This window comes from Pleomorphomonas sp. PLEO (assembly GCF_041320595.1).
Taxonomy (GTDB): Bacteria; Pseudomonadota; Alphaproteobacteria; order Rhizobiales; family Pleomorphomonadaceae; genus Pleomorphomonas.
The window spans coordinates 1,097,479-1,111,604 of record NZ_CP166625.1 but is presented as its reverse complement, the minus strand read 5'-3'; the positions used below and the strand labels follow the sequence as shown (position 1 = coordinate 1,111,604).

Below are 14,126 nucleotides of genomic sequence, written 5' to 3'. Positions count from 1 at the left end.
ACTTTTCAAAAAAGCAGATGTGTCGAGATAAGCGGCAAGGCATCCGCTGGAAAAATCTTCAGGATTTTAGGCGGATGCGGGCAACCAAATGTCTGGAGAGCGGCAGATGAAGATGGTGCTGGTCGTTGCCTGCGCTCTGATCGACGCCGACGGACGTATCCTGCTGGCTCAGAGGCCGGAGGGTAAAACACTCGCCGGCCTATGGGAGTTTCCCGGTGGCAAGCTGGAAGCCGGCGAGCGGCCGGAAGATGCGCTGATCCGCGAACTCGCCGAAGAGCTTGGCATTGTCGTCAAGCACGCCTGCCTCGCCCCGCTCACCTTCGCCAGCCACGCCTATGACGATTTCCATCTCCTGATGCCGCTCTACGTCTGCCGTCGCTGGGAAGGCGAAATATCCGGCCGTGAGGGACAGGCAATCGCCTGGGTTCGCCCAGCCAAGCTGCGCGACTATCCAATGCCACCGGCCGATGCCCCGCTGATCCCACATCTCACGGATCTACTATCTCCGCTTTCCAGTCGTTCTTTGTAACCGCCATATACGAAATTATCACAATTTTGCCGCTAAGATGGAGCCTGCGCATGGGTGATCGGCCGCGCCGGTCGCTCGCCACGTTTCCGGAACAGGAAGAGGCGACAGCATGGCGGAGAAGCGTCCGAAACAGCGCCTGCGCCGGCCCTACACCTTGTTGCGCGACACCAACGGCGCCACCGCCATCGAATATGGCATACTCATGATGATGATCGGTCTGGCGCTGCTCGGCATGATGACGCTGACCGACGTCTCCAACCAAATCAGCAACACCTTTAATTCCGTCTCGGATACGTTGTCGCGCTGATCGATCAGCCATCATTGCTTGGTGGCGAAGCCTTCAGCGCATCAGCGAGCCTCATATTGGCACTGCCTGGCCTGAGCGGCTTCTGCTGGCTTTCGTGTGGTGCCCAGCCCGACAGCGACACCAGCGTAAGGCTTGCCCGGACGCGCCCGTCGAGATCGGCGAACATATCCTGATAGACTGCCGCGACCTCGGCAAACAGCGCCGGCCCGGTAAGGCCGCGTTGGCGGTCGACCAGCACGCTGGTCGCGCCCATTGCCTTGAGATCGTCCATCAGCGCCAGGGCACTCGCATAGCGCAGCGTCAGTCGATCCTGATCGGCCACCGGCAGCGCGAAGCCGGCTCGCTGCAACAGGCCACCAAGATCGCGCACCTCGCCCATGGGCGCGACACGCGGCGATACACCGCCCGAGCGCCGGCTCTCGGCCATAAGAAAGGCCTGACGCAGCTCGGTCAGCGTTTCGCCGCCTGCCAGTACGCCCAAAAACAGGCCATCGGGCCTCAGCACACGCCGGACCTCGATCAGCGCACCCGGCAGATCGTTGGCGAACTGCAGCGCCAGCGAGGATACGACAAGGTCGAAGGCACCGCTGGCAAACGGCAACGCCTCGTCGTCGATCACCACGGCGCCGCCGCCATCAGTGCCAGGGACGAGCAGGTCGGCGCGCACCACCTCATCGACCCGGCCAGCGGCGATTCGGGCCGCCAGCAAGCCGGTCGGGTCGCCGACGACCAGCGCCCGCGAAAAATGCCGATCAACGGCGGCGAGCCGGTCGGCGAGATCGTCGGCGGCAAGCGCCAGCAGAAAGTCCGCACCTGATCGCCGCTCGGCAAGCGCCCGCGTCCGGCGACGCGCGAAAAGGTGACGGTCGAAGATCATGGGCGTCATCGGCGGCGGTCCAGCTGAAGCATCCATCGAAGATGGTTTCGGACAAGGCGGATGCGGAAAGCGAGCCAACCCGGATCGATCGGCTCTTTGCCCGCAAGATCGCCACCGTGATAGGCGGCGACGGGCGAGGCGTCAAACCGGGGCACCGACCCCGCAACCTCTGGGCGCGGAGACTGATCCATGCTTAACTTATCGCGGAACCCGCCGAACGCATCATGACCATAGATTCCGAACCCTGGCTGCCACTTGCCGCCGACGCACCGCGCCGTTGGATGCCGGGCTTTAGCGTCGCCGTCGTGGGCCGCTTTGTCCGTGCCATCTGCGGCGAGATGACTGACCTCGTGCTGCCGCCCGCCTGTCCGGTGTGCCGCGCCCGCCTCGGCAGCACCGGCGGCCTTTGCACCGCGTGCTGGCAGTCCCTGCGTTTCCTCGAACGTCCCTGGTGCGAGCGACTTGGCACGCCGCTCCCCATCGATCTTGGCCCCGGCATACTTTCGGCCGCCGCCGTGGCCGATCCGCCGGCTTTTGCCCGCGCCCGTTCGGCGGTCTCCTACGAAGGCCCGGTCCCAGACCTTGTCCACGCGCTCAAATACGCCGATCGCACCGATCTCGCGCCGATGCTTGGCGCCTGGATGGCACGCGCCGCCCATGAGCTGGTTCCTGATGCCGACATGCTGATACCGGTGCCGCTGCACTGGGGACGGCTCGCCAGCCGCCGCTTCAACCAGGCCGCCCTGCTTGCGCATCAAGTGGGCCGCTTGACCGGTCTGCCGGTCGCGGCCCGTCTCCTCCTTCGGACCCGACGCACGCCACAACAGGTCGGGCTCGGCCGGGACGAGCGCGCGCGCAACATGCGCGGCGCCTTTATCGTCCCCGAAAGCAAGAAGGCGGATCTCGCCGGCCGCCGGCCCATTCTCATCGACGATGTGCTGACCACTGGCGCCACGCTTGAGGCCGCCACGCGTGCGCTGCTCGCCGCCGGTGCCCCTGCCGTCGACGTGCTGACGCTGGCACGGGTTGTGGCGCCGAGCTGAAGCGGGCTATAGAATCGTCTCAGTAAGGCTTATCTCAGGAGGTCCGCCATGGTTCCGGTCACCATCTACACCCGCGAGGGCTGCGGCTACTGTGTCAGGGCCAAGGCGCTCCTGACCAAGAAGGGCGCTGCCTTTACCGAGATCCACGCCGGCGGCGACCCCGCCCTCAAGGCGGAAATGATGCAGCGCTCCGGTCGCGCAACCTTCCCGCAGATCTTTCTCGGCGATGCTCACGTCGGTGGTTGCGATGACCTTTACGCACTCGACGCCGAAGGGCGGCTCGACGCCCTTCTTGCCGGCTAAGGAGAGATTATGACGCGTCCGCTCTGCGTCGCCGCCGTTCAGCTCCGCTCCGGCCGCGATCCCCTGAAGAACCTGCCCGAGGTCGAGGCGCTGATCCGCGACGCCGCCGGCGCTGGCGCCACGTACATCCAAACGCCGGAGATGACCAACATCATCGAGCGCGACCGGCCCGACATGCTGGGCCGTCTCGAGGTCGAGGCCAGGGACGCCTTCGTTGCCCGTGGCGCCCAGCTCGCTCGCGAACTCGGCATCACCTTGCACTTCGGCTCGCTGGCCATCCGCCGCGACGACGACAAGATCGCCAACCGCGCCTACATTTTTGGTCCCACTGGCGATCTCCTTGCCCGCTACGACAAGATCCACATGTTCGACGTCGATCTGCCCATGGGGGAGACTTGGCGAGAAAGCGCCGCCTACACACCAGGCGAAAGCGCCATCGTCGTAACAGCTGCCGGAACGAAGATCGGCCTCGCCATCTGCTATGATCTTCGCTTTCCGCAGCTGTTCCGCGCCTACGGCCATGCCGAAGTCGAAATCATGGGCGCGCCGGCCGCCTTCACCCGCCAGACCGGCGAGGCGCACTGGCACGTGTTGCAGCGCGCCCGCGCCATCGAGAACGGCTGCTTCATGGTATCGGCCGCCCAGGGCGGCACCCATGAAGACGGCCGCGAAACCTATGGCCATTCGCTGATCATCGGCCCCTGGGGTAAGGTGATCGCCGAGGCCGACCACGCCAATCCCGGTATCGTCGTCGCCGACATCGACCTCGATGAGGTCGAGCTCACCCGGGCCCGCATCCCCTCGCTGGAAAATGAGCGTCGCTTCACGCTTTGATTGCCGGCTCAGCTAAAAAGCAGCGCTGGACTTGCGATAACAGTGCCGGCGCGCCATGTTGAAAGTCATGATCCGCTATTCGCTCGTCTGTTCCAACGGCCATGAATTCGAGGGGTGGTTCCGCTCCTCGGACGATTTCGACACCCAGTCGTCGGCTGGCCTTTGCGCCTGTCCCGAATGCGCGTCGACGTCGGTGGCCAAAGCGCTGATGAGGCCGAACGTTGCGACGTCGGAAACCAGGGCCGCCGTCCCGGTCGCGGTCGAAGGGGGCGCGCAGGAGAAGCAGCTCGTCGCCGTCCCGCCAGAAGCCCGAGAATTCCTTGAAAAACTCAAGGAAATCAAGGCCGCGCTGCTCGATGGTTCCGAGAACGTCGGCAAGCGTTTTGCCGAGGAAGCACGGCGCATCCACTTCGGTGAGGCGCCGATCCGCGCCGTACACGGCGAAGCCACCGAAGAGGACGCGCGCGCCTTGGTGGAAGAAGGCATCGACATTTTGCCGCTGCCCGTCCTGCCCGGCGAGCGAAACTAACCTCAGCCTTTAGGGCGCGCTGCCAGCACCATGTAATTCACGTCGGTGTCGTTGCTTTCCTTCCAGGCGAAACGGAGGGGATCGAATACGACGCCGCGCCGGTCAAGCAACGTCAGGCCCGAATCCTGAAGTGGAGCTTCCAGTTCCTCAGGCTTGACGAACTTCTTCCAGTCGTGGGTGCCAACCGGCAACCAACGCAACACGTATTCAGCGCCCACCACCGCCAGACCGAGCGCCTTCAGCGTCCGATTGAGCGTAGCGGCGACGACGAGGCCACCGGGCTTCACAAGGTCGGCCACCGTCGTAAGGAAAGCTGGTACGTCGGCCACGTGCTCTACCACCTCGAGCGCAAGCACCACGTCGAAGCGTTCACCGCCCGAGAGAACCTCCTCAGCCGTCGTCGCCCGATAATCGATGGCCACGCCGGTCTCGGCGGCGTGCAGCCGCGCCACCTCGATGTTGACGGGGGACGGATCGATGCCTGTCACCGCGGCACCGAGTCTGGCCATCGGCTCTGAAACAAGGCCACCGCCACAACCGATGTCGAGGAAGGAAAGCCCGGAAAAGGCGTCGGCGGCGCGCTCATCGAGGCCGAAATGCCTGGACACCTCGCGCTTGAGGTAGCTGAGCCGAACCGGACTGAACCGGTGCAACGGCTTGAACTTGCCGTTCGGGTCCCACCACTCCCTGGCCATTGCCGAGAAGCGGTCGACTTCGGCCTGATCGACGCTGTCACGCTTCATCTCGGTCATGGGTTTCTCCGAACCATTGTCGCCGCCAGGATCGGGGCGGGTCTCGACTTTTCGAGCCGGTCGGCTGCCAAGTCAACCCTCGGTCCAATGTTCGAATTCTGGTCATAAGCGAAAAGGAGACCTTTCCGCCGCCGCTCTGAAGCGCTTCACTAGTGAAAAATATGCTGGAGTATCCCCATGCCGCTTCATCCCGAAATCGCCGCTGATCTGGCGGCCGCCGCCGCGCGCGGCGAACCACCGCTCAAAGAGCTGTCCGCTGAAGCCGCTCGCGCCCGCGCCGAGTCCGAGCCACGCGTCGGCGGTGCGCCGGTAAAGACGGTGGAGACAATCGCCATTCCCGTTGACGGCGGCACCATCGCGGCGCGCGTCTACCGGCCGTTCGGCGACGGCGATGCCCTGCCCGGCATCATCTACATCCATGGCGGCGGCTGGGTGCTGTGTTCGCTGGACACCCACGACAACGTCTGCCGCAATCTCGCCGCCAGTGTCGGGGCCATCGTCGTCTCGGTTGACTACCGCATGGCGCCCGAGCATCGCTTCCCAGTGGCGAGTAACGACTGTCTCGCCGCCGTCCGCTGGGTTGCCAGCCAAGCGACCAAGCTCGGCATAGACCCGGCCAAGCTGGTTGTCGGCGGTGATAGCGCCGGCGGCAATCTTGCCGCCGTCACGGCCCTGCGCATCCGCGACGAGGGCGGACCGACGCTCGCCGGCCAGATGCTGATCTATCCGGTCACCGACGACATCGCCGCCGGCCATCCGTCCTATGCCGAGTTCGCCGACGGCTTCGGCCTCACCGCCGATGACATGGCCTGGTTCTGGGACCACTACGTGCCCGATCCGGCTGAGCGCACCCATCCACATGCCTCGCCGCTACGGGCCGAAAACCTCGCCGGACTGCCACCGGCCTTGCTGCTGACGGCCGGCTGCGACGTGCTGCGCGACGAGGGCGAGGCCTATGCCGGCCGCCTCGCCGCCGCCGGCGTCACGCTCGACTTCCGCCGCTACGACGGTTTGCACCACGGTTGCGCCGGCGACTATGGCCGCCTGCGGGCCGTCACGCCCTTCTTCGAGCACATCGTGGCCTGGTCCAGATCGATCTTCCAACTTTAGGCAAGCGCCAAGCATTCCGCGCGTTACCAAGCAAAGGCACCCGAAGCCGCGCCAGCGGCTTCCGGCGCCAAGCGGCGCCCGCGCGGAGCGCGAAAGCCAAAGGCCGGAGGCCTGCCGGCGACTGAGGCTGGAAAGAGCCACGCCAAGCGGCGCCCGCGCGGAGCGCGAAAGCCAAGAGCCGGAGGCTCGCCGGCGACTGAGGCCAGAAAAAAGCCAAGCAATCACCGTAGGGCATCGTCTGCCGGTGATTGCCCGCCGCCGCACCTTCCTGTATTGAGGGCGCGGCCCTGCGGGTGCCGTACGGTGGCCCGCCTTTTCACCTCTCGCAACGGGGTTCCCGCCCCTTAGGAAACGACGTCGGAAAATGGCTCGATTGGTGATGAAATTCGGCGGCACTTCGGTCGCCGATCTCGATAGGATCCGTAATGTCGCGGCCCACGTGAAGCGTGAGGTCAACGACGGCCATCAGGTCGCCGTCGTCGTGTCGGCCATGGCCGGCAAAACCAACGAGCTGGTCGCGCTCTGCCGCGGCGCGGCCACGTTGCACGACGCCCGCGAATATGACGCCATCGTCGCCTCGGGCGAGCAGGTAACGAGCGGTCTCCTTGCCATCACGCTGCAGGCGATGGGCATCGACGCCCGGTCCTGGCAGGGCTGGCAGTTGCCCATCGTCACCGATGGAGCCCATGGTGCTGCCCGCATTCAGTCGATCGACGGCAGCCGCGTCATCGAGCAGATGGATGCCGGCCGCGTCGCCGTCATCGCCGGCTTCCAAGGCGTCGGCCCCGATGGCCGCGTCTCGACGCTCGGTCGTGGTGGGTCAGATACCTCGGCCGTCGCCGTGGCTGCGGCGGTAAAGGCCGATCGCTGCGACATCTACACCGACGTCGACGGCGTCTACACCACCGACCCGCGCGTCGTGCCCAAGGCCCGCCGTCTCGACAAGGTCTCCTTCGAGGAGATGCTGGAGATGGCCTCCCTCGGCTCCAAGGTGCTGCAGGTGCGCTCCGTCGAGCTCGCCATGGTCCACAAGGTCCGCACATTCGTGCGATCGTCCTTTGAGGATCCCAACAACCCCAAGACCATGCCGAACGGCGACCCGTTCGGAACGCTTATTTGCGATGAGGACGAGATCGTGGAACAGGAAGTCGTCACCGGTATCGCCTACTCCAAGGATGAGGCGCAGATCTCCATTCGCCGCGTGCCGGACCAGCCGGGCGTCGCCGCCGCCGTGTTCGGGCCGCTCGCCGAGGCCAACGTCAACGTCGACATGATCGTCCAGAACATCTCGGCCGATGGCGCCGAGACCGACATCACGTTCACGCTGCCAGCCACGGACTACGAGCGCGCCACCGCCGTGCTCAACGACAAGAAGGTCGAGATCGGTTACAAGACCTTCGAAGGCACGACCGGCATGTGCAAGGTGTCGGTGATCGGTGTCGGCATGCGTAGCCACGCTGGCGTCGCCGCCCAGGCCTTCAAGGCTCTGTCGGCCAAGGGCATCAACATCCGGGCGATCACCACGTCCGAAATCAAGATCTCCGTGCTGATCGACGAGGCCTATACCGAACTCGCCGTCCGCACCCTGCATTCGGCCTACGGCCTCGACAAGGTCTGATATGCCATACCGGTGCCGGGGGTTCCGGAGCCGGTTCGCCACGTCGGCGCTCACGCCGATTTGTAAGGGGCTCTGAGAAAAGGGCCTCGCCGCTCGAACGGCGAGGCCGTATCAACGTGCTGGAGCCCGTTCGTTTCTCGGCAGCTGTCCGTGAAGGAAAGGCTGCCATATTGATGGCTTCAAGCCGGCCGCAAAAAGCGCTAGGGCTGGCAATATGGAGTGGATGAGCCCGTCGGCCGGCCTGGCGCCGTTCCGGCCCGCGGGAGAGAGCAGGAAGCCGACGATGCGGGGAGGCCTTTCCGGACCGCGCGTTCTGCTCCGCCGCCTCCGCGAGGTGATGGCGGAGCCGATTAGCGCCCAGGAGCGATTGGACAAGATCGTCGTTACCATCGCGGCCAACATGGTCGCTGAGGTCTGCTCGCTCTATGTCCTGCGCGCCGACGGCGTGCTCGAACTGTTCGCTACCGAAGGCCTCAACCGGGAAGCCGTCCACAAAGCTTCGCTCCGTGTCGGCCAGGGCCTCGTCGGCCTGATCGCCGCCGAGGCGGCGGTGCTCAACCTCGCCGACGCCCAGGAACACCCGGCTTTCTCCTACATTCCCGGCACCGACGAGGAAGCCTACCATTCCTTCCTCGGCGTGCCGATCCTGCGCTCGGGCCGTACGCTCGGCGTACTGGTGGTGCAGAACCGCGTCCGCAAGACCTACTCCGAAGAGGAGGAGGAGGCGCTTCAGACCACCGGCATGATCATCGCCGAGATCATCGCCTCCGGCGAGGTGCTTGGCCTGGCCGCCGCCCAGCAGACGGTTCTCGACCTCAATCGCCCGATGCACGTGCCTGGCATCGTGTTGTCCGATGGCGTGGGCCTCGGCCATGTCGTGCTGCACGAGCCGCGTGTCGTCGTTACCAACTTCATCGCCGAGGATCCCGAGCAGGAAGTGAAGCGGCTCACCGCCGCCATCGGCAACCTGCGCCTTTCCATCGATGACATGATCGACAGCGGTGAGGTCGCCCACCACGGCGAGCATCGCGACGTGCTGGAAGCCTACCGCATGTTCGCCTACGACCGCGGTTGGACGCGGCGCATGGAAGAGGCGATCGTCCGCTCCGGCCTGTCGGCCGAGGCGGCGGTGGAGCGCGTGCAGTCCGACACCCGCGCCCGCATGCAACGGCAGACCGACCCTTATCTGCTGGAGCGCCTGCACGATTTCGACGACCTGACCTATCGCCTGCTGCGCGAGCTGATGGGCAAGGACAAGAACACCGAACTGCCCGAAAACGCCATCGTCGTCGCCCGTTCGATGGGGGCCGCCGAACTCCTCGACTATGACCGGTCCAAGCTGCGCGGCCTCGTCCTCGAGGAAGGCACCTCGACCAGCCACGTGGCCATCGTCGCCCGTGCCCTGTCGATCCCGGCCGTGGGCCAGCTCGCCAACGTCGTGTCGTTGGCCGAGAACGGCGACAGCATCATCATCGACGGCGAGAGCGGCTATGTGCACCTCCGGCCGCCGGCCGATGTCGAGCAAGCCTATGTCACCAAGGTGCGCTTCCGCGCGCGCCGGCAGGAACGCTATCGCCAGCTGCGCTTCAAGGCACCTGTGACGCTGGATGGCGTACGCATCGCCCTCAATACCAACGCCGGCCTGCTGTTCGACCTGCCGCATTTCGACGAATCGGGTGCCGATGGCATCGGCCTGTTCCGCACCGAACTGCAGTTCATGATCGCGCCCACCTTCCCCAAGCTGAGTCAGCAGGCGGAGCTCTATTCCAAGATTCTCGACGGCGCCACCGGCCGGCCCGTCACCTTCCGCACGTTGGATATCGGCGGCGACAAGGTGCTGCCCTATCTCACCCGCTCGGTGCAGGAAGAGAACCCGGCCATGGGCTGGCGCGCCATTCGCATCGGCCTCGACCGCACCGTCATCCTGAGAACGCAGGTGCGCGCCTTGCTGAAGGCGGCTGGCGGGCGCGAGCTGCGCGTCATGTTCCCGATGATCTCGACGGTCGAAGAGTTCAACAAAGCCAAGGAACTGGTGAAGGGCGAGCAGCGCTTCCTCGAAAAGCACGGCCACGCCCTACCCTCGTCGCTGAAGCTCGGTGCCATGATCGAGGTGCCGGCGCTGCTGTTCGAGCTCGATGAACTGCTGTCGGTGGTCGACTTCGTCTCGGTCGGCACCAATGATCTGTTCCAGTTCATGCTCGCCGTCGACCGTGGCAACGCCAAGGTGGCGCAGCGCTTCGACCCGCTCGCCCCGTCGTTCCTGCGCGCGCTGCGCACCATCGCCCGCAAGTCGGCCGAATATGGCAAGCCGGCAACGCTGTGCGGTGAGCTGGGTGGCACGCCGCTCACCGCCATGGCGTTGATGGCCATCGGCTTCCGCTCAATGTCCATGGCGGCCACCTCGGTCGGCCCGGTCAAGGATATGATCCGCTCGGTCAACCTCGGCGAACTCGAGGCACTGCTCGCCCCGGCCCTTAACCGGCCCGACGGTCCGCCGATCCGCAAGCTCTTGCAGGACTTCGCAGAATCTCGCGACATCCCGCTCAACTGATCTGGTTCCCAACCAACGCATGACCCCTTTTGACGCCCGTCTCGAGGCTCTCCTCGACCGTTTCGCCATTCTCGAGGCGCGGCTTGCCGGCAATCCGGACGCCGAGACCTTCGTCCGCCTGTCGCGCGACTATGCCGAACTCGAACCGCTGGTCGTCCGCATCCGCGCCTTGCGGGACGTCGACCGTGAATTCGGTGACGTCGAGGCGATGCTTGCCGATCCCTCAACCGATGCGGAGATGCGGGCGCTCGCCGAAGCCGAACGGCCGGAGTTGCTCGAAAAGGTCGAGACGCTGCGGCAGGACGTGCGCATCGCGCTGTTGCCGCGCGACCGCGCCGACGACAAAAGCGCCATCCTGGAAGTGCGGGCCGGTACCGGTGGCGACGAAGCCGCCCTGTTTGCCGGCGATCTGTTCCGCATGTACCAGCGCTACGCCGAAGCGCGCGGTTGGCGCGTCGAGGTGATGAGCGTGTCGGAGGCCGAACTTGGCGGCTACAAGGAAATCATCGCCTCGATCGACGGTGCCGGCGTCTATGCCCGGCTGAAATTCGAGTCCGGCGTCCACCGGGTGCAGCGGGTACCGGTGACGGAGAGCTCGGGCCGCATCCACACGTCGGCGGCCACCGTGGCGGTGCTGCCGGAAGCCGAGGACGTGGATATCGCCATCAACGAGACCGACCTTCGCGTCGATACCTTCCGCTCGTCCGGTGCCGGCGGTCAGCACGTCAACACCACCGACAGCGCCATTCGCATCACCCACATACCCACCGGGCTTGCCGTCGCCTGCCAGGAGGAGCGGTCGCAGCATAAGAACCGCGCCAAGGCGATGAAGCTGCTGCGCTCTCGCCTTTACGAGATGGAGCGTGAAAAGGTCGACAGCGCCCGCGCCGCCGACCGGCGCGGCCAAGTGGGCTCCGGCGATCGCTCGGAACGCATCCGCACCTACAATTTTCCGCAGGGGCGCGTCACCGATCACCGCATCAACCTCACGCTCTACAAGCTGCCACAGGTGATGGAAGGCGATCTCGACGATGTGGTCGATGCCCTGATCACTGATCATCAGGCCAGGCTGCTCGCCGAAGCCGAAGCATGAGCGGCGCACCCACCCTCGGCACCCTCCTCGCGACCGCCCGTCGGCGTCTTGCCGAGGCGGGCGTCGACACGGCGGCCATCGATGCCCGTCTGCTTGTCGAGGCGGCGACCGGCGCCAGCCGGCTCGATTTCCTCGCCGCGACGGACCGTCCGGCGGCGCCCGACGCCGCCGCCCGCCTCGACAGCTGGATCGACCGCCGCGCCGCCGGCGAGCCGGTTGGTCGAATCCTGGGATCCGCCTCTTTCTACGGCCTCGACTTTGCGCTTGGCCCGGACACTCTGGAGCCGCGCCCTGACACCGAGACGCTGGTGGAAGTGGCGCTCGGTACCGTTCGCTCCGGTCGCATACCGGGCGTTTCACCCAACGGCGACGGCCTTCGCCTTCTCGATCTTGGTACGGGTACCGGCGCCATCGCCGTTGCGCTGCTCGTAAAACTGACGCATTCCCGGGGGCTGGCCATCGACCTTTCGCCCGGCGCGTTGGAGGTTGCCAAGGGCAACGCCACCCGCCATGGCGTCGACGACCGGCTCGATTTCGCGCTGGGCGATTTTTTCGCCGCCGCCACCGGCAGCTTCAACCTCATCGTCTCCAACCCGCCCTATATCGCCAGCGATGTCATCGCCGACCTCGATCGCGAAGTGCGCCTGCACGATCCGCGGCTTGCTCTCGACGGCGGTCCCGACGGGCTCGACGCCTACCGAACCATCCTGAATGACGTAGGCCAACACCTTTCTCCGGGCGGCCTCCTCGCCGTCGAAATCGGCTGGGACCAGGGCGAGGCGGTCGGCAATCTGTTTGGAGCGGCCGGGCTGTCGGAAATTGAAGTCCACCGCGACCTCGGCGGCCGCGACCGGGTGGTCTCGGGCCTCTTTCGAGCGCAAATCGACTGAAATTCCCTCGCTTTATTGGCCTTGAACCTAAAATTCAGCTTGGAAAGTTGCAGCGAAGCAGCTAGGGTCCGTTCGTAGAGAATCGGCTGTATTTGACGTCACCGTCGAAAAGCCGTATTCGGGAGGCATGACCTCTTGCCCTGGCGGGTGAGCAATCGGAGTTCGCTCACGGCGGCCGGTTGCCGACAGAGCCAAGGCGTGGGCCAGGATCCCGCTCAGACCCGTTCTCGATACGATCAAACGTAGAGGATGCTGAGGCGACACCGTCATGGGCCAGGCCCGAGCGGATGGCCGTTCTCGATGGATAATATGTTTGCACCAGGCGCCGCGACTTCACCGGCCTCCTCATCAGGAGAGCTGAAAGTCAACGAGACCCGCGGCCTCGCGCCCCGTGCTTTTTTGACCCGCGAAGGCAAGAGATAGCGGACATATGAGGCAGAACCAGCAGAACAAGCAGCGGATGCGCGGCCGGCCCAACAACAACCGCAAGGCTCCCAATCCGCTGACCCGGTCGTTCGATTCCAACGGCCCGGACATCAAGATCAGAGGCACCGCCCTTCATATCGCCGAGAAATACACGCAGCTCGCCCGCGATGCGTCGTCGGCCGGTGACCGGGTGATGGCGGAGAATTATCTCCAGCACGCCGAGCATTACTACCGCATCATCGCCGCCGCGCAGGCTGCTCAGGCCGCCGCCGCCGCGGGCCGCGAGGATGAAACCGACGACGACGATTTCGAGCCGATCGGCTCCGACCGTTTCGAGCCACGCCAGATCGAGATCCGTCAGCCTGGCCAGTTGGACAACAACACCCGGCAGCCGAATGAGCAGCGCGAACCGCGCGACATCGGCAACGGCAACTACCAGAACCGCGACAACAGTGGTCAGCAACGCGATTACAATCGCAATGGCGACAACAACGGCCAGCAGCGCGACTACAATCGCAATGGCGACAACAACGGCCAGCAGCGCGACTACAATCGCAACGGTGGCGACAACCGCAACGGCGATACGGCCGCTAACGGTGACCGCAACCGCAATGTCGACAACAACCGTAGCGCGGATACCGCCGGCGGTGATCGTCAGCAGCAAGACCGCAACAACGAATATCGTCGCGATCGCCGCCCGCGCTTCGACCGCTTCGGCCGCGACAATCGCAACGACCGCCAAGGTCAAAACAACCAGGACAACCGTGGCGGCGAGCGTCAGCCGCAGCCGGCCGTAGCGCCAACGCTGTCCGATGCGCCGCAGCCCGACGTCAGCTTCCCCGACGTGCCGCAGCCGGTCGTCCGCGTTGAGCGCGAGCGCTCAGCCGAGCGCGAACGTCCTGTCGAGCGTGAGCGTCCAGTGACGGTTGCCGCCGAAGCCGGCCTGCCGGCCTTCCTGCTCGAGCGCCAGCCGCGCGCTTCAGAGCCAGCTCCCGCGACGGTGGCCGAGCGCCCTGCTCCGGCTGCCGAGCCTGTTCGCGAAACTTCGCCCGCCCCGGTGGCTGCCGCGCCAACCGAGACCGGAGCCGAGGAAGAGGCCCCGCGCAAGCGCGTCCCGCGCCGCCGTGCCACCACCATCGGCACGCCGATTGTGCCGACGACCCGTCCGCGGACCCGCCGAACTAAAACCACGACGGAACCCGAGGGCGGCGAGAGCTAAGCCTTTCGCAAAACCCCATAGAATAAGCAAAGGGCCGCGTCGGCA

Annotated in this window: 14 protein-coding genes; 12 read left to right on the top strand and 2 right to left on the bottom strand. The window is 65.5% G+C overall.

Annotated elements, in window-relative coordinates; genetic code table 11:
* Positions 1-106: 106 nt before the first annotated feature.
* A complete protein-coding gene (gene mutT, locus AB6N07_RS04895) occupies positions 107-529 on the top strand; it encodes an 8-oxo-dGTP diphosphatase MutT (protein WP_370676694.1) in 423 nt (140 codons plus the stop codon).
* 109 nt (positions 530-638) lie between these two features.
* On the top strand, positions 639-836 hold the full coding sequence (locus AB6N07_RS04890; RefSeq protein ID WP_370676693.1) for a Flp family type IVb pilin: 198 nt from the start codon (positions 639-641) through the stop codon (positions 834-836).
* 4 nt (positions 837-840) lie between these two features.
* On the opposite strand, the gene AB6N07_RS04885 is transcribed toward AB6N07_RS04890, so the two are convergent.
* The gene (locus AB6N07_RS04885; RefSeq protein ID WP_370676692.1) at positions 841-1,722 is read right to left on the bottom strand and encodes a methyltransferase domain-containing protein; all 882 of its coding nucleotides are present in this window, start codon (positions 1,720-1,722) and stop codon (positions 841-843) included.
* A 215-nt stretch (positions 1,723-1,937) separates the two neighbouring features.
* Here AB6N07_RS04885 and AB6N07_RS04880 point away from each other — a divergent pair, with 215 nt between their 5' ends.
* From AB6N07_RS04880 to AB6N07_RS04865, 4 genes are all read left to right on the top strand, one after another.
* A complete protein-coding gene (locus AB6N07_RS04880; RefSeq protein WP_370676691.1) occupies positions 1,938-2,756 on the top strand; it encodes a ComF family protein in 819 nt (272 codons plus the stop codon).
* A 48-nt stretch (positions 2,757-2,804) separates the two neighbouring features.
* Positions 2,805-3,059: a glutaredoxin 3 gene (gene grxC, locus AB6N07_RS04875; protein WP_370676690.1), complete on the top strand. Its 255-nt coding sequence runs from the start codon at positions 2,805-2,807 to the stop codon at positions 3,057-3,059.
* 9 nt (positions 3,060-3,068) lie between these two features.
* The gene (locus tag AB6N07_RS04870) at positions 3,069-3,893 is read left to right on the top strand and encodes a carbon-nitrogen hydrolase family protein (protein ID WP_370676689.1); all 825 of its coding nucleotides are present in this window, start codon (positions 3,069-3,071) and stop codon (positions 3,891-3,893) included.
* Positions 3,894-3,960: 67 nt separating this feature from the next.
* Positions 3,961-4,422, top strand: coding sequence for a DUF1178 family protein (locus AB6N07_RS04865; protein ID WP_370676688.1), 462 nt, complete (start codon positions 3,961-3,963; stop codon positions 4,420-4,422).
* A gap of 2 nt (positions 4,423-4,424) precedes the next feature.
* Here AB6N07_RS04865 and ubiG read toward each other — a convergent pair whose 3' ends face one another.
* On the bottom strand, positions 4,425-5,174 hold the full coding sequence (ubiG, locus tag AB6N07_RS04860; RefSeq protein WP_370676687.1) for a bifunctional 2-polyprenyl-6-hydroxyphenol methylase/3-demethylubiquinol 3-O-methyltransferase UbiG: 750 nt from the start codon (positions 5,172-5,174) through the stop codon (positions 4,425-4,427).
* Positions 5,175-5,351: 177 nt separating this feature from the next.
* On the opposite strand from ubiG, the gene AB6N07_RS04855 reads away from it, so the two are divergent.
* From AB6N07_RS04855 to AB6N07_RS04830, 6 genes are all read left to right on the top strand, one after another.
* Entirely contained in the window at positions 5,352-6,284 is a 933-nt protein-coding gene (locus tag AB6N07_RS04855) for an alpha/beta hydrolase (RefSeq protein WP_370676686.1), read from the top strand.
* A gap of 364 nt (positions 6,285-6,648) precedes the next feature.
* Positions 6,649-7,902, top strand: a complete 1,254-nt coding sequence (locus tag AB6N07_RS04850; protein ID WP_370676685.1) for an aspartate kinase — start codon at positions 6,649-6,651, stop codon at positions 7,900-7,902.
* A 283-nt stretch (positions 7,903-8,185) separates the two neighbouring features.
* Positions 8,186-10,453: a phosphoenolpyruvate--protein phosphotransferase gene (ptsP, locus tag AB6N07_RS04845; protein WP_370676684.1), complete on the top strand. Its 2,268-nt coding sequence runs from the start codon at positions 8,186-8,188 to the stop codon at positions 10,451-10,453.
* Positions 10,454-10,472: 19 nt separating this feature from the next.
* Positions 10,473-11,546 (top strand): peptide chain release factor 1, encoded by a 1,074-nt coding sequence (prfA, locus tag AB6N07_RS04840; protein WP_370676683.1) that lies wholly within the window; start codon positions 10,473-10,475, stop codon positions 11,544-11,546.
* Positions 11,543-12,436, top strand: a complete 894-nt coding sequence (gene prmC, locus AB6N07_RS04835; protein ID WP_370676682.1) for a peptide chain release factor N(5)-glutamine methyltransferase — start codon at positions 11,543-11,545, stop codon at positions 12,434-12,436. The genes prfA and prmC overlap by 4 nt, the downstream gene beginning before the upstream one ends.
* A gap of 430 nt (positions 12,437-12,866) precedes the next feature.
* Positions 12,867-14,081 carry a DUF4167 domain-containing protein gene (locus AB6N07_RS04830; RefSeq protein ID WP_370676681.1) on the top strand — a complete coding sequence of 405 codons (1,215 nt, stop codon included), beginning with the start codon at positions 12,867-12,869 and terminating at the stop codon, positions 14,079-14,081.
* Positions 14,082-14,126 lie beyond the last annotated feature (45 nt).